Below are 19,419 nucleotides of genomic sequence, written 5' to 3' on the forward strand. Positions count from 1 at the left end.
TTTATTCAGAGTCTTAGGGTCATCTGGTGATACAGATGGTTCACTCTTATCGCGGTGAACAGCGCTTCATACGACTTCAGGTCGCACGGACATAAATAAGCTAGCTCTAAGGCTTTCTGGTGTAGGTTTTAGCTTTACCTCCGTGTTCTTCGTGGAAGCGAAGCGCTCCGTGGTGATATTACGCTCGAGTTGGAGATGCCCCTTCTGTAGAACACCCAGTGTGGATGTGGCTGCGAGCTTCGGCAGCATGGACGTTGCCGCAGAGCCCACACGGATGTGCTTGCGGCGTTTCGCAGAAGCATCTGCATAGCCCCCGCTGGGAAGCGTTAGGTTGCAATGAAAGGGTCGACCTTCAAACACACTCGCAAATATCAACTCAGCCGGAAGCTAAACAATAAATGTAATCAGTCTTCATTCTAAGATGATTCAGCCTGAGTGGAATAGAGAACTATTTCAATAATGTACATTAAGTCGTCGATCATCTTTGAGGGATTGCAGATCCTTTGCTAATCTTTTGTAAAGGTAGAGGGATCAACCACTGAGGTTAGGCATCATATGGAAAAGTGTTTACTCGTATCAGCATTATCAGCCGTTATCTTTGTTCCATCAGCTGCGGCAATTGAAATTTACAAAGATGATAGAAATGCCGTAGAAATAGGTGGGTTTATTGATGCGCGTGTCATCAATACTCAAGGCGCGACTGAAGTCGTGAATGGAGCATCGCGGATTAACTTTGGTTTCACCCGTGAAATGAGTGATGGTTGGAAGGCGTTTACTAAGTTGGAGTGGGGTGTTAATCCATTCGGTAATAGTGAAATCGTTTATAGCAGTGAAAGTAACTTCGAGTCTAAAAGTGGTGATTTCTTAAATAACCGCCTTGGTTATGTAGGCCTTGGACATGATACATACGGTACGCTCAGTATCGGCAAGCAGTGGGGAGCCTGGTATGACGTGGTTTATAACACTAACTATGGTTTTGTATGGGACGGTAATGCTGCGGGTGTATATACCTATAATAAGGCCGATGGTGCGATAAATGGTACCGGCCGTGGTGATAAAGTTATTCAATACCGTAATGGTTTTGGTGATGTGAGTTTCGCACTGCAAGCTCAACTGAAACACGATACCTTCTTTACTTGTGAGCCAATAGATGGGCTAAGCACAGATTGTGAAGAGCGTTGGTTGGCTAATGAAGAGTCTCAAGAAGTTCATTATGATTATACCTATGGTGGCTCGATCACATATCTGGCGATGGATAAACTGGTGTTAACTGCAGGTGTTAATCGTGGTGAATTTGATGTTTCCTTTCATACGGGTGAGCGGATCACTGCCACCGATATTATCTATGGTGTCGGCGCGACCTGGGGTAACTTCGATGATGATGGCTTCTATGCAGCGGCTAACGTTAATAAGAATGAAAACCACGACACCGATAATATAGGTCGGCTGATTAAAGACTCTTACGGTATCGAATCTCTGTTTTCATACAAGCTTGATAATGGCTTACGTCCATTTATCTCTTACAATATTTTAGATGCTGGTGATAATTACGTTCTTCAACCGAATAGTGCCGACCCTAAGGATGTATTTAAACGTCAGTTCATCGTTGCAGGCCTGCATTATGTTTGGGACACAAACACTGCCCTATATATAGAAGCACGTAAAGATTTCAGTGATTTTACCAGTGCCGATAAAGCGCAAGAGGCCAGAATGGCTATCTCTGAAGATGACGGTGTAGCCATAGGTATTAGATATACCTTGTAAAAAGTCGGCCGAAAATCATCTCTGAATTTTCGGCCATCGACTCTCAAAAAATACCTGATTAGGTTCTAGGTTTTGCTCCTAGCGCCTCGAGCCTTCTTTTTTGGCTTACCCTGTTGCCACAAATATATTCCCGATATCGCCATGATGATCAGTGACAGCGCCACCAAATCCATAAACCAAGGGCCAAGAGAGCCGAAGAATCGGCCGCTATGAATATCTAAAATCACCCTTTCCCAGGTGAGATGGCTTGAGCGGGCTAACAATGAAATTCTGCCAGATTCTGATTGAGCTGCTGGTGTACTTAATGCCTGTGACCAAGGGATTATTGCCAAAGGTTCAGCCTGAGTCCACTCGATAAGTTCATCATCTGCCATAAAGTAACCATCTTGAGTCTTGAGCCAAACTTGGCCATCGAACCCTATGGCTTCTATGCCTCTGGGTAAGCCCATGGAGGCATCTTGTTTCTCCATAAGCTCGCCATCTTTGGAAAGCATATACAGATGGTTATTGTCGATGGCGAGTAAAATATTACCTAGAGTGAGCATGCCTTTAATGGGGGAGTCGGCTTCAACGGCTAGCTGGTGCTGCACCCAGGCTAAGTTATCTGTGCTGGCTAGGCTGAGTGGCTCGGTTTGATAGATTGCAATATTATTTGGTGGGGTGATGCCATAATAGTCTAGCATCCACTTTTGTTGAACTTGAGCGGTATCGATAGATAGATGATTACTGTGGTTGATCACAACACCAGAACTCGCCATTAGCATGATGAATAGGGCGCAGAAAATACCTAAACGCCTATGCCAGGGTCGCAGCTGTTTAGCTAACTTTTTGGCTAGTTTTTGGGCGTGGCTTTTCTGTTTTTGACTATTGTTTCGATGATCGTTTCGATTGTTGTGATGCTTCTGAGTCATTCTTCTAGTCTTAATCGTTTGTCGTTGGCTTAGCCTCCTGCATCACAGCCAAAGCTAAGTTTAACTTTTAGTGACGTGGGCATCTAACCATAATGCGATGCGAGATAATTTTGTCAGTGCTCTGACTGACAGTGTTGCACCTGTGATGCCATCTATGTGCTGATCTAACTTTAGATCGTCCTTTAGTTTGGCCGATTTAAATTGATCAGTAAAGAAATCATGCCTGACTTCATCGCCGCGGCTTTCTCTGTAAACCAGCACCTTAGTTTGTGCAATGGCCTGATCTTTAATGTGTATAGCAACAGTAATGGGAGATTCTTTGCCTATTTCTTCTAAAATCCATACAGTTTCAGATTCTTGTTGCCAGTATCTCAAACGCATTTTCTTAAATCGATGAGCTAAGATCTCTTCGATAACGTCTTGGGCCTCGTCATCGAGCCAGAATACCTTTGCCTTAGGGGTTGGGGCATTAAACGCTTGGCTAATAAAGTCATCAGGTTCTTGGAATACGCTTTTAGCGGCAAGGTTAAAGCTCAGAAAAGAGCAAAAAACGAGTGTGAAGATTGTAATGAGAAAAGAGAAAAACTTCATAAACTGCTCGATGCTAATGAAAGTGTTGGGGACGAGGATTAAATATAGATGAGTGCCCTTTAAAGGGCACTCATTACTGGCAAAATGCCTGGATGAGTTCTAATTAGAACTGGTAACCTACACCTAGGTTAAATCCATCAGCATCTTTAGCGCCGCCAATTTTTTCATAATCAGCTTTAAAAACAACGTTTTCATGTAACCAGTAGTTCACACCAACATTAGTTTGAGTGATCTTAGTATCGTCGCTGTTGCCTGCTTCGTTATCATACTCGTTGTAACGAGCGAATAGACCAAAGCTTTCATTGAAGCGGTAAGATGGCTCTATGTACCAACCATTTTGCTCATTACGACCTAAGTCTTCAGCTTCTTTGCCATCAATATCCCACTGGGCATAAAGGGCTTTAACGGTAAAGTTTTGGATGCTGTAGATAGCGTGAGCAGTCAAAAGCGTTGCAGAAGCAGTATCCACATCGCCAGCGCCTTGAGTTACGTCAGACTGGTACTGAGCAGTAGCAGCTAGCTCAAGACCTACAACGCCTGTGTATTTAACACGTGCTGTGTAGGCGAGTTCAGAAGCATCTGCTTTAGCCACTTTTTGACGACCGCTGCGGATGTTATATGCCTTGCTTCCGTCAGTATCGACTTTAAGACCTGATGTCATAGCAGCGTCGAAAGCCAGACCTGGCGCTGCTTTAACATTAATGGCTGCACCGGCTTCCCACCATGTGGCTGGAAGAATGTTCTTCTCAACTGGGTTACGCTCAACACCGTAGAATGCTGGTGGCTCATGAGTCTCGTTAATGATACCGACTGGCATCAGGAACAGACCCGCTTTACCAGTAAACATCTGGTTGAAATCATGCTCTATATAAGCCTGCTCAAGCTCTACTTCACCTGGTTGACCATCGCCAGAAATTGAGTGCTCAACTTCAAGCTCAGAGAAGAAACGTGTACTTTCGCTGAACTCATGACCGACGAAAAGCACGAAGCGATGGAAATCGATCGACTTTTTATCATTACCTGACTTGTTATCGGTAATGTTGTTGTAGTGAAGCTCACCATAACCACCAATAGTCGTTGCACTCTTTGACTCAGCCGTTGCTTCTACTACGTCGGCAGTTTTCTCGACGCGCTTCTCGGTTTCATCTAAGCGTCTTTCAAGATCTTTCAGCACTTTCTGTTGTTGCTCAATGACTTTACGTAGCTCTTGAGTCTCATCAGATGCGAATGCTGTCTGAGAGGCTAAAATACCAAACAAAGCACTAGCGATTAAGGTTTTCTTCATCATCATTCTCTTCCCTGTTGTTATTAAAGGGTTATTAAATTTGATGCGATTCTATTTAACTGATTGCAATAATGCAAACTATTATCATTTGCTTTTTGATAGAGATCAACAAATGTAAATAATTCGTAAATATTATGGAGGAGGTATTGAAACATGCTAGTGACGGTATTTACTTTGTAAATTAGAGGGATAACCTTCACTGAGACACAAAAAAGGTGAGCCAATGGCTCACCTTTTTTTTAATGTAAATTTTAGTCGTCTTTAGTGGTAAATCAGCTTATCTGACACGTTAAATTCGTATATAAAAATAGCGTCTAAGATATATCCTATAAATTAGCTGAATATAGGCATATTTTCATGGTTAAAACTTGTACGAATAACCCACAGTGACGGTCATAGGCTTACCAGCAAAGTTAGAACCGTGGATCTTAGTGGTGACATATTCAGTATCCAATAGATTTTCTGCCGTCAGGTATACCTCTTGTGCATCAGAGATAAAGTAACGCCCAGAAAGATCGACTATGGTTTTTGACTCGATAAGGTGTTCAGTTTCAATTTCATCTTGCCCTGCTACGGTTCTGACTTCGTCTGTGTAACGAGCCGATAGTGTCAGAGCCCAGTTTTCACTTGTCACACCTGCCGATGCAAATAGGATATTTTCAGGTAGATATGGCAGTTTGTCACCTTCGACAACGTCACCCCAAGGGTCAAAATCTGACTCGAAGTTGTTGGCAAATTCGGCACTGGTATAGGTGTAGGCTAACTTCACTGGGAACTTGATGTCGCCATCGTTATTGAAGTTATAAGCTAGGCTAAACTCGAGTCCTTTAACATCGACTTCACCACCATTGTACTGATCACCAATGTTGTCATCGTCACAGCCTTGTGCAGCAGTACAGTTACCATGCATATTGCTGTAATCACTGTAGAAAAATATAGCTTCAGAGGTTAACGCGCCAGCGTTGTAACGCGCACCAGCTTCATAGTTCCAGCTTTCCTCCTCCTGGCGATCGGCATTACCCGGGGCTGCAGGTGAGAAGCCTTTTTGTACGCCAGCCAAAATTAACCACTCACTGTCAATCTGGTAGCTAGCTGAAAGTGACGGCAACCAAGCCGAGAAGCTATTACTGATATCTTTCTTTGGCTCGCCATCACGGCCTGGGTTTTCTTTACCCCAGTCGATTCGATTGGTGGTGACATCTTCATAGCGAAGGCCGGCAGTGATGCTAAAGTCTCCAAGCTGGATCTTATCCTGCACATACAGGGCTATGGCTTCGGCGCTGTCGACACGGTTAGAGTCGGTGCCTGGAGTACCAGCTTCAGTCATTATCATGACCTGATCTGAGCTCATGGTATAGGTATCGACCCATTGGTACCTGTCCATCTCATCTTCATGATAGCGAGCACCGAAAGCAATTTCGTGATTGTCGGTATACCAGTTAAGTTCAGTCTGTATGCCTTGAGAGATGTAGGCACGATTGTTGGCTTTTACGTCGACTTCAAGATCGCCAGATGTTGGATCTTTATCGAAGTCTGCGGCAATTTGAGTGCCGTCACCACTGATACTTTGACCATTTATCTTGCTAGTCTTGTACCAGTTACGTTTGAAGTCGTTATGGTAAACCGTAGTACCTAAAGTTAAATTGTCGCTAAAGTCTATTATATGGTTAAGCTGGATCTGGGTGTGTTCAGTGTCCATGACATCTTTTTGTGATGCCGAGTAACGAGTATAAGGATTTGCATCGAAATCTTCATTGGTTAAGCCCATGTAAGTTTCGTTTGAGGTCTCATCTGAATATTTGAGCTTCATCTCTAATACTTGATGATATTTTGCATCTTCAGCCGAACGTATGCTGATTTTTGCGAGTGCATCATTTTTCTTAAAACCAGTATCGCCACCCACGCCGTTGATATCACGGAAGCCATCAGCCTGATAGTGATAAACGTCAAATACGCCACCGACTCGCTCACCCTGACCACCTGCATAAGCGTGTAGTTTGCCGAAGCCATCTTGGCCTGCTGCGACATCGATTTTGCCTGCTAAGTCTTCTTCTGGGATCTGGCGTGAAAGTAAGTTGATCACACCACCTGTGGTGCGCGGACCATATTTGACTGTCGAACTACCTTTGAGGACTTCGATAGATTGCATTCTTCCCGATGTCGGAAAGTAATACGCTGCAGGGGATGCATATGGTGCTGGTGCCGCAAGCACACCATCTTCCATGATGGTAATTTTTTCAGTACGATTTTGGCCTGTACCGCGCATGCCTATATTAGGTCTAAGCCCGTAACCATCTTCTTCTTGGATATAGACACCTGGAACACTGGAGAGTGTGCGCATGATATCTGAATACTTAAAGGTCTCTAATTCGGCTTCGCTAATCTGATGTGCACTACCTGGAACAGTGTTTAGTGGGTTGTTCTTGCCGAAGATGCTGATCTGTTCCATCGGCTCTGTTGAAGCGCTTTCTTGAGAAAATGCAGGCGTAGATAGGGCTGTTAGTAAAGCTGTCGAAAGTAAACTTAAAGATAAAGTTTTAAGCTGCGGCATAAGTACTCCATTGCGCAATACACGAGAGAGAAACCACTGATTAACCATTTTTAGCAAATCTTTATAAGAGTGATTCTCATTTGCGTGTGCATCCTAATACTTAACGCTTAAAATTAACTTAATTTGGTTTCTCTTTACATTTGTTAACATAGATTAAACCTGTGTGGGTATGGGTGATCTAAGTCATCGGGTGAGTGTTTTACGTTAAGTGATATAGAATGTGCTCAGATTTGAAATACCGATATAACATTAGAGTAAATATGTTCCTAACACCTTATTTTAAAAAAGAAAATCAGACTTTATCTGTCACGCAGATTCAGGCCAGCAATTTTGCTAAGGGGGTCGCTCAAGACTTTAACCCTATCCATAGTGTTGGTGCTAAGCGTTTTTGTGTGCCTGGCGACCTGCTTTTTTCATTGGTGTTAGGTCAGTATGGTTTAAGCCAGAAAATGGGGTTTAACTTTACTGGAATGGTCGGTGCAGGCGTTGAGTTGCAGTTTCCAGACTCTGTGGAGCAAAAGTTTGAGATTAGGGATGATAAAGATAAGCTCTACCTTAAAGTCAGTCGCCATGGTGATGTGAGCCGATGTGAAGCTCAACTTGAATCATTTATTCGTAGTTACGTCGCTTTTTCGGGTCACAATTTTACTCATGTGCTAGTGCCTATGATGGAACAGCACCAAATGATGATCAACCCGACACGCCCTCTGGTTATCTATGAAAGTATGTCTTTTGATCTGACGAGTCTAGATTTTGAAGAGGTGAGTCTGTCATTGGTTGGACAGGAGCTTAAAATCGATGGTAAACGTGGCGATGTGACCCTGAAATTTGAGCTGCATAGCGGTAGCAGCTTAGTGGGAACCGGTATTAAAACATTGGTGATGAGTGGTCTACGTCCTTACGATGCAGAACAAGCCAAAACCATGGTTGCCGATTATGAAAGCTACCGCTCTGACTTCGAAAAAGCTTAACGTTTAGTTATCGCTATTTAAGCACTCTATTTTCAATAGAGTGCTTAAATATAGTGTTCAATATTGTGCTCAATAAGAGTGTAGCTATCAAGTTTGTGCACTCTCGCCTGCTTAAAACCACGTTCATAATTAACTCTAGATGCAGAAAAAAACCACACTCAAATAACAGATGATCAAAGTGTGATCTGACAGCTTGTCGGCTTTATCGCGATCATGCATGCTGTGTCTCCGCTAAAATAGCACCACTTGTTCTATTTTAGCAATCCGTTCGGATGAAGGTAGCAGGAGAGTGGGGAATCGCCCCCACACCGACGAGGCAAGTTTAGCTTATTGAAAAATGGCTAGACCACTCTTTCAGGTGCCAATTGTGATTGGCGTGGACTGCTACTGGACGAGCCTCTGGAGAGATCGTCGATAGCTTTTCTTGAAGCTAGTACACGGCGCCGAAGGCGAAAGTGTTTAAGTGATTAATTTACTTAGACGCGAAACGCTCAGGCAAAAGGACAGAGGAGAGGATGACTGCATAGCTCTGTCGTTTGTCTCTATAATGTTTAATTAGCAGATGCTAATTAGCTTTTTATATTGCGTCCGGCTGCGGCGCGTTACAGCCATTTCTTGTTCAATTCCGTTTATTAATTTAGTTGTTTAATAATCGAGAACTGCAATGAACTTTGAATCACTTCTAGTTGAAATTAATGCCCTGGTTTGGGGGCCTATTACTCTCTGTTTACTGGTCGGTACTGGTTTATACCTCACCATCAGACTGAAACTTATTCAGGTATTCTACCTGCCTTTTGCGTTGAAACTCTTGTTTAAACCCGCCACAGGTAAGGGAGACCTCTCCTCTTTCGCCGCGCTCTGCACCGCGCTATCAGCCACTATTGGTACGGGTAATATTGTCGGTGTCGCCACTGCGATTAAGATTGGCGGTCCCGGGGCGCTGTTTTGGATGTGGCTCGCGGCATTTTTCGGCATGGCCACCAAGTATGCCGAATGTATGTTAGCGGTGAAGTATCGCACTACAGATGCCAGAGGCCGGATTGCTGGCGGCCCTATGTACTATATCGAGCGAGGTTTAGGGCTGAGCTGGCTGGCAAAAATATTCGCCGTATTTGGCGTCGCAGTGGCCTTTTTCGGCATTGGCACATTCGCTCAAGTTAACGCCATCAGTGATGCGATGACCATAGCCTTCGATGTGCCAACTTGGGTGACCGCTGTGGTATTAACCCTGTTGGTGGCCGTGGTGACATTAGGGGGCGTGACCCGTATTGCCAGTGTGGCTAAAAGGTTGGTGCCTAGCATGGCACTGGCTTATATCACCGCCTGTCTAGGAATATTGTTTAGTTTCAGCGAGCAGATTTTACCGGCATTTGATCTGGTGATCACTTCAGCCTTTACCCCTATCTCTGCCGCAGGCGGCTTTCTTGGGGCCACCGTAGCGCAAGCACTGCAAATTGGTATTGCTAGAGGGGTATTCTCCAATGAAGCTGGGCTCGGTAGTGCCCCCATTGCCGCCGCTGCCGCGAAAACTGATGAGCCTGTAGAGCAGGGGCTGGTGAGCATGACCGGCACCTTCTTCGATACTATTATCATCTGTACCATGACAGGCTTGGTGTTAATTATCACCGGTGTGTGGAGTGGTGATGCCGCGGGAGCCGCGATGACCAGTGCCGCCTTTATGGCAGGAAGCTCTCCCATTGTTGGCCAATATGTGGTTACCATCGCCTTAGTGTGTTTCGCATTTACCACCATCTTAGGTTGGCACTATTATGGTGAGCGTTGCTGGTATTATCTAGTGGGTGACAGAGGACTTAGGCTATATCAGGGGATGTTTTTATTTCTGATTGCCGTCGGTGCTTTTATCAAGCTCGATATGATCTGGCTGCTCGCTGATACCGTTAATGGCTTGATGGCGATCCCTAACCTGATCGCGCTATTAGGGCTCAGACATGTGATCTATGGCGAGACCATGAGCTATTTCTCTAGGCGAGAAACAAGGGCGGTAGTTGCATAATAAAATGATCACAATACGTTCCTAGCACCTAGGTACTAGGAACGCACTTTCGTGTCTTTAATCGCTCTTTACTTAAGCATTTTTTTGCCACAAATTAGCGTATGATCCCGCTTCTAAAAACTGCAGCTGATTACGGGTGACTCCCCGATTGCCAAGTATGGCGGTTTGCTTTATTTTAGACTCTCAAAACTGAAACTTAATAGATTAGATTAGCCAGTTTATATCCAGTATAAACCGGGTTTGTAGTGATCTGTTGCCGTGAGTATCGGCAATGTTTGGATAAGGAAAAAGATGTCAAGCTTGAATCGAATTGTGCTGATAAATACGCACCTACCTGGCGTAGTTGAACTCGCCCTCGATGGTCACACCAATATTTGTGGTACGAACGCCTCTGGCAAGACCACATTACAGCGCTTAGTGCCCGTCTTTTATGGTGAGTATCCAAGTCGCGTCGTGCCGTCTACACGAGACAGTTTTGAGCGTTGGTATCTGCCCCATGACTCTAGCTTTATCATCTATGAATATAAGCGTGCCGACGGTCTGCTTAACCAAGCGGTATTGGCATCGGCTGGCGATGGTAAAGGGGTTAATTATCGCTTTATCGGTAAAGGTTTTGAGCTTGATGATTATATCAAGACAAAGCATGGCGATAATATTCAGTGCTTTACCATGGCAGAGCTTGGCCGTGAGATGAAACGTGCTGGCGTCGCTGTGACCAACTTGCTTAACACGCGTGAGTTTAGGGCGATTATCCAAAACGATAGAGCCTTGTTGAGCACGGGGAGTAATCGCACTGAGTTACGTAATTATGCGCGTCAGTTCTCCTTGTGTGAGGCTGAGCATTCATTACGTCATATCGAGAAACTCGCCAAAGCAGTACATTCGAAAGAGGGCAAGATGGAGACGATCAAATCGATGATCGCCGCTATTTTGGAAGAAGATGGCGTTAATCCGCCCAGTTCACGTATTAATCCACAGCAAGTTGAATCTTGGATCAAAGAGAGCCAACTTATTCAGGGCTTTGAGCTGATCCGACCCGAATTTGAGAAATTAGAGCAAGAGTTCGACCAACTGCTCAGTACTGAGCAGCGGCTCGCCAGTTTACGTCGTGGTTACAGCAAAGATGAAACCGATGAAATTGAAAGGCAAGAGCATCACCAAGACTTGTCTAAAGCGCTAAACGCCAAGTTAAGAGAGCTAGATGACCATTGGAAAGAGCAGCGTGATGAGCTCAACTTAGACTTGTCGGCTGCAAAGGGTGATGTTGCCAAGTGCGAATATGAACTGGACTCGATAGAAGATCAACATGCCTCTTTTCAAGATGCTGAAATCGAACGAGCTAAGTTGGATCTTGAGCAGCTGCCAAGCTGGCGTGGCACACTAGAAAACTTATCTGAACGACATAAATTACAAACCGAAAAGCACCAAGATATTGAGGCGGCTTATAATGCTCGCCGTAGCAAGATTGGTGAAGGGCTTAACCGAGAGCTGGAAAACTTGCATCAAGAGCAAGACAGTTTAAGAGAGTCTCGTGATAAACAGCGTGAACAAGGCCGAGCGGAGTTAGCTTCGTTAGAGGGCCAATGGCGTGAGGCTACTGACAAAGGGCAGTCTACATTCAGTGAGCAAGGGTATCAGCTTAAGCTGTCAGCTGCTGAGCTAAAAGTGCGGGTGGATAGCGTCACTTACTCGGAAGAGGAAAAGCTGGCGCTAGCTATTTTCGATGAGCGAATTACCGGTGCAGATGAAGAACAAGAAGCGTGTAATGCCAGGGTAGATCGTTTTACTACTGAAGATCGCAAGCTTCGCGCCAAACGTGATCAAGCCAATGAAAGTCTTCGAGTAACGGGTATTCGTGTCACTGAACGTCAAAGTGAGCTCGAAGAGCTGCATCATATCCTGTTCCCTCAGTCACACACCTTGTTGGAGTTTTTACGCAAAGAAGCTAATGGTTGGGAAAATACCCTCGGCAAGGTGATCAATTCAGAATTGCTGCATCGAAGCGATCTGCACCCTGCTATTTCAGGGGAAAACCTCGAAGCACTTTACGGCATAGCGTTAGATCTCAAAGCAATCGATTCACCAGAGTATGCAGCGTCTGAGCAAGAGCTACGGATCAAGCACGCCAACGCCGAAGAGCTGCTAGTCAGTGCTAAAGAGCTACAAACGGAAGCCGAAGGGCACCTGGTTGCGGTCAATGCTGAACTCGATGTTATGGCGCGCGAGCTTACTTTTTCTCGTACAGCCTATAAAAATAGCCGCGATGATCTGCGCCGTTTGTTTGATGATAAACGTGCAGAGCAGGAGAAGATTCAGCTTGCCTTGAACGAGCGGAAGTCGGCTTCACAAAAGCAGTTAGCACGACTCGATAATGAGTTAAAACAGTTAAAGCAACAGCAGCAAGAGTGGCTGGAAGCACAAAAAGAGCAAGCGTTAGAAGCGCGCATGGAGAAAAATGCCTACTGGCAAGAGGTCGTTGGCGCGCTTGATAACCAATTAGGCCAGATTAAAGCCAATATTCAAAATCGGCGAGACCATGCTAAGAGTGAACAAAAAGCGTGTGAGCTGTGGTATAAAAATGAGCTCAAATCTCGCGGGATTGATGAAGCTACAATCGTTGCACTTAAAGCCGAAATTCGCACACTTGAAGCAAATATCAGTAAAGCCGAGCAGCGTCGTAGCGAAGTGTTGCGCTATGATGATTGGTACCAACATACTTGGCTGAAGCGCAAGCCTAAACTGCAAACAGAGCTGAGTACGGTTAAGCAAGCCACATTAGCATTAGAGCAGCAGCTTAAATCTAAATCAAATGAGGTTAAGGCGCAGCGGAATGAGCTAGATGCTAAGCGTAAATCCTCTGATGCGGTGCAAGTTGAAGCCTCTGAGAATTTAACTAAGCTGCGCAGTGTGATGCGCAAACTCACAGAGCTAAAGCTTCCTGCCAATAATGAAGATGCCCAAGGTGGATTGAGTGAGCGCTTACGTCAAGGTGAAGATCAGCTATTAAAGCGTGACTCATTACTAGGGTCTGTGAAGCAATATGTGGAGCATTTTGACTCTGTTATTGCCAGCAAGTCTGGATCGAGTTTGTCAGAGTTCTGGGAGCGAGCGCGTGAAGAGTCTAGCTTCGTTAATGACAAAGGCATTCGGATTATCGACTACCGCAAACTGGTCCCGCAACTGGAACAACTACTCAATGTTATGGTGCCGCAATCTATGATGGCACTGAGAGAGCAAGGCCGTATTTTCGGTGTTGATCTAACTGCTTACTATGATGTACTTGCCGATATCGATCGCCGTATTGCCACTCAAAGTGCGCGTATCACCCGAGAAGTCGGCGAAGAGTTGTTCCTCGATGGTGTTTCGGAGTCAGCGGTTAAGATCCGCTCGCGTATTAGTGAACTTGAATTTTGGCCTGAGCTCGAAGCATTTGTTAAAGCGTTCCGTCAATGGAAGGCTGATGGCTTTAATGAGCTTCCGGGTGAGGATTACACCAACAGTATGCGTCGTGCTATCGACATCATAGGTCGCGCCGCGTTATCTGGCGGCATATCAAAACTGCTTGAAATTGAACTGCGCTTAAAAGAGGGGAATAGCGACCTTATTATCCGCACCGATAGACAGTTAAATGAATCATCGAGTCACGGTATGGCTTACCTTATTTTATGTAAATTCTTGCTGGCGTTTACTCGTCTTTTACGTGGCCGAGCAGAGGTGACGATTCATTGGCCTATAGATGAGCTGGGTACACTGCACCATGCGAATGTCAAAAAGATATTCGATGCCTGTGAAAACAATAATATTTCAGTATTGGGCGCATTCCCTAATCCAGAGTCTGAGGTACTGAGTTTGTTTGCTAATCGCTACATTATTAATAAGCAGACTAAAAAGCTGCAGGTTGTTAAACCACAAATCAATCCTATTGCCGAAAAACTTAGCAAGCGACGAACTCAGGAGGCGGTGTAATGAGCCAAGATAGCGAAACGACCTTAGTGGGGACGAGTGCGCTTATTGAGCGTTTACTTAAAGGTCAGTTTATCTGTCGAATCACAGATGAAGATGGTTGGCGAGCGCTGAAAAACCCAGATACCCGCGAGCGAGTCGAGACCTATTTAAATCAGATTAATCGCACTATCGGATCGGCGAGTGAGGGCGAAGTCTTCTTCTGTGGTTATCAGCAGCTCGGTGATCGTGAGCGTAAGGTGATCTCGTCACAGTTTAAAGATATCTGTAACGCACTTATTCCGCTGGTGGAGTGGCTGGTGTTAGTACAAGAGGGCAGTGGTCAAGATGCCCCCTTATCTGAAGGCGTGGCTGTGAGACTCACTGAGTTGCAGACCCGGATTGAGGACACCCCCGCGTTTCGTGAACAACTGGCTAAGATCAGCCATTATCGCCTGTTTGGCTCAACTAGCAGTAATGTCGATGCACAGATAAAATTGGTCTTTAAGCGATTAGTCGAGCTAGGTTATTTAACTAAACCGAATGCCGAGAAACAGATCTTTATCGCCACAGGTAAGCTTGATTACCTGTATGAGGTTATTCGCTTTATCGATGAGACCGAAGGATTGAGTCTGGAAGCTCAGGCCGAAACCGTGACGCAAAGGGATCTGATCTAATATGAGCAGCAATTTACATCAAGCAGGGGTTAAGCTACTCAAGCAGCTTGGCCGGCATGCAGAACTGGTGATGGATGTTTATCTTTCAGGGTCAGTCTCGGAAGATGAAACCAATGCTGCTGCAATAGATAAACTGCGTAAAAGTGATATTTTATGGCGTCCGGAAGCTGAGCAAGAGTTAAGACTAAAGCGTTCGGTACGTGCGCTACTTGAAGAGGCATTGAGCGACGAACGTAATCGCCAAATTGACTCTAATGTAGGTAGTTCGCTGGCCAGCATTAAAACTTTAGCCGCGCATTATAAGGAAGCGCGTCATAACATTGATTATGCCGCCTCTGAGGCTTATCTTGCGGATCTAAATGAACATGTTTATAGCTTTGCTGACGGGCTCAGGTATTCCATTCGGGTGCTATGGAGTCGCATTAACAATGAGTTTGGTTACGTAGGCACTATTAACGCCAAAATTCGTGAGAATGAACTGGCCCAACAGCAGGTGACTGAACTGCTCAACGGATTGGAGATGTTCCAATTTAGCGAGCTGGGTGAGATTGCCGGTGATATTCGTGAGCTGAGAAAACTCTTGGTTACCACGTTACAAGAGACCTTGAGCGACTGTACTCAGGAATTAAGCGTGGTACAGGGGCGCTTGCTTGAGCTGTTAGGCCGGTTCCGTCAGATTCGTGGCCGCACACGCCTGCTTAAGGGCTGGTTGCTCTATACCGATCTTCATCCTGACTATAGACCTGCTGATCATGTTAGCCATAAGCAGTTACCTAGGTTATTTAACTGCGCCGAAGCGCTACTGGCTCCTGCCTCGGTTGACATTCATAGCACCTTATATGAACCTGAGCTGTTTGAGATCGTATCGAATATTAAGCGCATCGACAGGCTTAATGCTGGACAAACTATCGCTGAGCAAGATACCTCGCTTTTGCTAAGTCAATCTGAAGATTTTGCTATTCCCGATAATCCGCTTAAACTCGCGGTCGATGAGTATTTTTGTGCTGTGATTGATTCAGGTAAGAGCCAATCAGCACTCGAGTATTTAGATGAGCAAGCACTGGACTGGGATCGTGAAAGCTGGCTATATCAGGTTATCTGCGGGTATGAGGGGCTACCAGAAGAGCATAGACAATATTTTGAACTCGAATCGATAGGTGAGCCAGACCCGGTATACACAGGTAACTTTGTTATTCGAGATGTTGAACTGTGGCTCGCTTAACTAAGGTTCACGCAAATTTAATTAGCAATGTGCTGAAAAAATGCAGTGCCAAGGTGTCTTATAACCCAAATTGGCAAAAGATTTACGCTGAACTTGAGGTGGGGAGCCCTGATGAGTCCACGCGGTATTTGTTGTTTACCGCCGCTCAACGGCATCAGCTGAATGAGATGTCAGCAGCTTACTTTGGATGCTCACTACTGATGACCTCTTTTAAGGGCTCTCGCAAGGAAGTTTCGCACTACAGTCGTGATGACAAATTGGCGAGTATTAAGCCTGATGAGCAATATTTACTTATCAAACCCCAGCCTTTATTTACTGCAGTTGCATCCGATCTCGCTCTCAGAGTGCCGCTAGATCAGATCATTAAGTTACTTGAGTCACCGGATAACACTATTACGCATGTGGTTGTCGTTGAGAATTTAGATGCATTTGATTACTGGAATGAGTTTTCGGTTACAGCTGACTTAAGACAGGCTTTAGTAGTGTATCGAGGCCATGACGCTTTAGCTAAAGGCGTTAAGGTGTTACTGCAGCGATTACCTAAGACGATTGAGGTGGTTGCGTTTGTCGATGTCGATCCTGACGGTATCAAAATTGCGTTAACCACACCTAAGGCAACCCAGATCTTATCCTCCGATTTCAACTCATTGTCATTATTAATAAAGTCATCTAGCTATAGCAAAGATTTTGATAAGCAGCACAAGGCCGTCAACTATATGCAAAAGCACCCAGATCACTGGCCTTCACTACAGCAATTTATCATCGAGAGACGAGTCAGCATTAAGCAGCAACATCTACTTGCTTTTGAAGTTCCTTTAATAATGCACAATAGGAAATCATAAGTACAAATACAATCGCTAAATATTAGCCGTTACTCTAGTCGCTTTGACGGCTTTCATTTTGAACACAATTCATCATGATCACCCTTTACTTACCACCTGTATAGCTATGCATACTGCCTTTGGGTGTTAAGTTGGTTGTATTGACTGGTCTCTTGCTCTGATTTGGATTTATTAACTGTCTATTTGGGCGTAGGGTTTTATTTTGTGTTAACTAGTTGGTGGTTATGTAAAATTTTAAACCTGCTATCACCCCTTGCTTCCCTTTATGTACAAGTAAACATAGTCATTACAGCTTTCGTTACTTTTTTGTAACTGTTTAGCCCATCTCGATAGTGGTTGAAATTGTGTTCAGCATGATTCACTATCTCTGTCCACAAGCGGGGTAGAACCCCAAATATAAGCATCGACACAGATGTAAAATGAAGAAAGCATCCAACAATGAGATGCTGAATTGAAGGCAGGCATATGACTAAATCACTCTCATCGCGGATCTTTATTGGTCTGTTCTCCGGATTAATTTTCGGCTCTATCATTCAATACCTACTTGGAGATGTTAGCTTCTTCTCCGGCACCGTGGTCGAAATAGCTTCAGGCGTGGGAACCATGTTCGTCAGTATGATCATGATGCTTGTTGTGCCATTGGTATTTGTCAGTATTGTCTGTGGCGTACTCGAACTCAAGGACCTGAAAAGTTTTGGCCGTTTAGGCGGTAAGACATTCGGTTTCTATATTATTAATACCGTAGTGGCTATTTTTGCGGCCTTAGCCGTGGCGTTACTGCTCCAGCCTGGACTCGGTGTCGATATGTCTGGTGGTACTGGTGCAACAATTACCGCAACCGAATTGCCAAACTTAGTCCAATTAATTGTCAACATAGTGCCAAATAATCCAGTGGCTGCGTTTAGTTCGGGCAATATGTTGCAAGTGATCTTCATGGCACTGCTTGTAGGCGGTGTGCTTAAGTCATTAGGCAATGCAGCCCCTATGCTGGTGCAAGGATTCCAGGAAGGCAACAAGCTGATGATGAAGCTTATCACGGTAGTGATGCTACTGGCGCCTATCGGTGTTTTCGCCTTGATGCTGAAACTTGGTGCGACGCTGGAAGCTGGTGTGTTCCTCAGTGTGCTTGAGTACGTCATTGTGATTGTTGGACTACTATTGCTTTGGATATTCGTTGTTTACCCGATGGCTGTTGGCGCGTTCACTCAGGTATCAGCCAAAGAGTTTCGCGCTAAGACCCGTGAACAGATCCTGTTCTCGTTATCTACGGCAAGCTCAAATGCCACGATTCCCGTGACCATGCGTACCTTGACTGAAAAATTAGGTGTTAAGCGCTCTGTTGCAGGTTTTGGTGTGCCACTCGGCGCGACCATGAATATGGGTGGGGTTTCCATCTATATCACTATCGCTATCTTCTTCGTGGCAAATGCGTTTGGCGCCCCCATTGCGATGGAGCAACTGCCTGCACTGCTATTTAGCATCTTCCTGCTTTCTGTCGGCGCTGGTGGTGTACCTGGCGGTGGCATGGTGATGATTGGTGTGCTTATCCATCAGATGGGCTTACCGGTTGAAGCATTTGCGATTGTAGCTGCTTTAGACCGCCTTATTGATATGGTGCTCACTTCATGTAACGTTGTTGGTGATGCGGCTGTGTTGACTATTGTTGATGCTACTGAGCAGGCACATGCGGCAGCAGAACAAACATCAAACGCTCAACAAACTCAATCATAAGAGACTAAACAGGCTTAACTAGCCTGTTCAGTGCTTTTTAAACAAGCCCATAGAGCATCGCTCTGTGGGCTTTTTTATTGGCTATGAATGATGGGTATTATTGATATCTGGAGAGGATTTTCTGGTACCGGCTTTGGCTTTCTTTTTTAACCGGGAGCTTGATCTTATCGATTGCATTTTGAAATCGTGAAATTAATTTGGGATCCACATCTTTACTGAAGGCATAGTACAGTTCGCTCTCCTTTAACGTAAAGACCGAAGTAAATTGATTATTTGGTAAGTTGGAATTTGCGATATACCAACGAGCGACATTTTCTTCATAAGCCCATAGCTGAATTCGTCCTTTATTGAGCATTTTGACTAACGACTCGGCACTATGAGCTTGTCTAATCTGTTTATTTGATACCCCAAGTGAAAGCAACAGTTGTTCGCCAATATCATCTTTAATGGTACCGATAGAGTAGTTTGCGAGCTGGTCTATCGATTGAATCTCAATCTGATTTTCAGTTAATGCGAGCAGAACGATTTTGGTACTTGTGATTGGCCCAGCCCATTCAAATAATGGTTCACGTTCTTGGGTTCTGGTTGTTGAAAATAATACATGATTAGCACCTTTTAGTAGCATTTTATAGGCTCTTGGCCAAGGTAAAAGACGGATCTTAGCCACTTGTCGCTCTATTTCATCCTGCTGGAGGACTTCATCAAGCAGATCGATGGCAATGCCTTTAAGTTCACCATTCTCTAAGTAGTTATAAGGCGGATATGATTCGGTGAGGTACTCAATTTTAGCTAATGCTGAGGGATGTTCGGCAAATGCCATTTGAGATAAAATGCAATATAGGCAAGCTGATATCAAGAGCTTCATAATTCCGCTCGTTAACTAAGTGCTGAGTTAAGTGTAGCAAGGCTGTCGCCATT

Annotated in this window: 13 protein-coding genes and 1 riboswitch; of the genes, 8 read left to right on the forward strand and 5 right to left on the reverse strand. The window is 44.8% G+C overall.

The features are described 5' to 3' along the window. Nucleotides 1–555: 555 nt before the first annotated feature. Entirely contained in the window at nucleotides 556–1,764 is a 1,209-nt protein-coding gene (locus FM038_RS03920) for a porin (RefSeq protein ID WP_142872047.1), read from the forward strand. A 65-nt stretch (nucleotides 1,765–1,829) separates the two neighbouring features. Here the strand turns inward: FM038_RS03920 and FM038_RS03925 are convergent, their stop codons facing one another. The 4 genes from FM038_RS03925 to FM038_RS03940 all read right to left on the reverse strand — a co-directional run bounded on the left by FM038_RS03925 (nucleotide 1,830) and on the right by FM038_RS03940 (nucleotide 7,102). After that, nucleotides 1,830–2,675, reverse strand: a complete 846-nt coding sequence (locus tag FM038_RS03925; RefSeq protein WP_142872048.1) for a PepSY-associated TM helix domain-containing protein — start codon at nucleotides 2,673–2,675, stop codon at nucleotides 1,830–1,832. Nucleotides 2,676–2,735: 60 nt separating this feature from the next. Next, nucleotides 2,736–3,266 carry an FMN-binding protein gene (locus FM038_RS03930; protein ID WP_142872049.1) on the reverse strand — a complete coding sequence of 177 codons (531 nt, stop codon included), beginning with the start codon at nucleotides 3,264–3,266 and terminating at the stop codon, nucleotides 2,736–2,738. Between the two features lie 103 nt (nucleotides 3,267–3,369). Beyond that, complete coding sequence (locus FM038_RS03935) at nucleotides 3,370–4,557, reverse strand: porin (protein WP_142872050.1); 1,188 nt, start codon at nucleotides 4,555–4,557, stop codon at nucleotides 3,370–3,372. 355 nt (nucleotides 4,558–4,912) lie between these two features. Continuing rightward, nucleotides 4,913–7,102 (reverse strand): TonB-dependent receptor family protein, encoded by a 2,190-nt coding sequence (locus FM038_RS03940; protein WP_142872051.1) that lies wholly within the window; start codon nucleotides 7,100–7,102, stop codon nucleotides 4,913–4,915. 260 nt (nucleotides 7,103–7,362) lie between these two features. On the opposite strand from FM038_RS03940, the gene FM038_RS03945 reads away from it, so the two are divergent. From FM038_RS03945 to FM038_RS03975, 7 genes are all read left to right on the forward strand, one after another. Beyond that, nucleotides 7,363–8,073 (forward strand): DUF3581 domain-containing protein, encoded by a 711-nt coding sequence (locus FM038_RS03945; protein WP_142872052.1) that lies wholly within the window; start codon nucleotides 7,363–7,365, stop codon nucleotides 8,071–8,073. 389 nt (nucleotides 8,074–8,462) lie between these two features. Then, a riboswitch (glycine riboswitch) is annotated at nucleotides 8,463–8,590 on the forward strand. Between the two features lie 147 nt (nucleotides 8,591–8,737). After that, on the forward strand, nucleotides 8,738–10,087 hold the full coding sequence (locus tag FM038_RS03950; protein WP_142872053.1) for an alanine/glycine:cation symporter family protein: 1,350 nt from the start codon (nucleotides 8,738–8,740) through the stop codon (nucleotides 10,085–10,087). Between the two features lie 291 nt (nucleotides 10,088–10,378). Continuing rightward, complete coding sequence (locus FM038_RS03955) at nucleotides 10,379–14,053, forward strand: ATP-binding protein (protein WP_142872054.1); 3,675 nt, start codon at nucleotides 10,379–10,381, stop codon at nucleotides 14,051–14,053. Beyond that, nucleotides 14,053–14,706, forward strand: coding sequence for a hypothetical protein (locus FM038_RS03960; protein WP_142872055.1), 654 nt, complete (start codon nucleotides 14,053–14,055; stop codon nucleotides 14,704–14,706). Before FM038_RS03955 ends, FM038_RS03960 begins: the two co-directional genes overlap by 1 nt. Before the next feature lies 1 nt (nucleotide 14,707). Next, nucleotides 14,708–15,928, forward strand: a complete 1,221-nt coding sequence (locus FM038_RS03965; RefSeq protein ID WP_142872056.1) for a phosphoenolpyruvate carboxylase — start codon at nucleotides 14,708–14,710, stop codon at nucleotides 15,926–15,928. Continuing rightward, nucleotides 15,916–16,770 carry a DUF7281 domain-containing protein gene (locus FM038_RS03970; protein ID WP_195873204.1) on the forward strand — a complete coding sequence of 285 codons (855 nt, stop codon included), beginning with the start codon at nucleotides 15,916–15,918 and terminating at the stop codon, nucleotides 16,768–16,770. Before FM038_RS03965 ends, FM038_RS03970 begins: the two co-directional genes overlap by 13 nt. A 465-nt stretch (nucleotides 16,771–17,235) precedes the next feature. Then, entirely contained in the window at nucleotides 17,236–18,501 is a 1,266-nt protein-coding gene (locus tag FM038_RS03975; protein WP_142872058.1) for a dicarboxylate/amino acid:cation symporter, read from the forward strand. Between the two features lie 97 nt (nucleotides 18,502–18,598). On the opposite strand, the gene FM038_RS03980 is transcribed toward FM038_RS03975, so the two are convergent. Next, nucleotides 18,599–19,366 carry a substrate-binding periplasmic protein gene (locus FM038_RS03980; protein WP_223292996.1) on the reverse strand — a complete coding sequence of 256 codons (768 nt, stop codon included), beginning with the start codon at nucleotides 19,364–19,366 and terminating at the stop codon, nucleotides 18,599–18,601. Between the last annotated feature and the right edge of the window lie 53 nt (nucleotides 19,367–19,419).

This window comes from Shewanella eurypsychrophilus, assembly GCF_007004545.3.
Classification (GTDB): Bacteria; Pseudomonadota; Gammaproteobacteria; order Enterobacterales; family Shewanellaceae; genus Shewanella; species Shewanella eurypsychrophilus.

Coding starts and splice junctions, on each gene's coding strand:
- FM038_RS03920 (WP_142872047.1), top strand. CDS start 556: ATGGAAAAGTGTTTACTCGTATCAGCATTATCAGCCGTTATCTTTGTT.
- FM038_RS03950 (WP_142872053.1), top strand. CDS start 8,738: ATGAACTTTGAATCACTTCTAGTTGAAATTAATGCCCTGGTTTGGGGG.
- FM038_RS03940 (WP_142872051.1), bottom strand. CDS start 7,102: ATGCCGCAGCTTAAAACTTTATCTTTAAGTTTACTTTCGACAGCTTTA.
- FM038_RS03960 (WP_142872055.1), top strand. CDS start 14,053: ATGAGCCAAGATAGCGAAACGACCTTAGTGGGGACGAGTGCGCTTATT.
- FM038_RS03945 (WP_142872052.1), top strand. CDS start 7,363: ATGTTCCTAACACCTTATTTTAAAAAAGAAAATCAGACTTTATCTGTC.
- FM038_RS03975 (WP_142872058.1), top strand. CDS start 17,236: ATGACTAAATCACTCTCATCGCGGATCTTTATTGGTCTGTTCTCCGGA.
- FM038_RS03925 (WP_142872048.1), bottom strand. CDS start 2,675: ATGACTCAGAAGCATCACAACAATCGAAACGATCATCGAAACAATAGT.
- FM038_RS03930 (WP_142872049.1), bottom strand. CDS start 3,266: ATGAAGTTTTTCTCTTTTCTCATTACAATCTTCACACTCGTTTTTTGC.
- FM038_RS03980 (WP_223292996.1), bottom strand. CDS start 19,366: ATGAAGCTCTTGATATCAGCTTGCCTATATTGCATTTTATCTCAAATG.
- FM038_RS03955 (WP_142872054.1), top strand. CDS start 10,379: ATGTCAAGCTTGAATCGAATTGTGCTGATAAATACGCACCTACCTGGC.
- FM038_RS03965 (WP_142872056.1), top strand. CDS start 14,708: ATGAGCAGCAATTTACATCAAGCAGGGGTTAAGCTACTCAAGCAGCTT.
- FM038_RS03935 (WP_142872050.1), bottom strand. CDS start 4,557: ATGATGATGAAGAAAACCTTAATCGCTAGTGCTTTGTTTGGTATTTTA.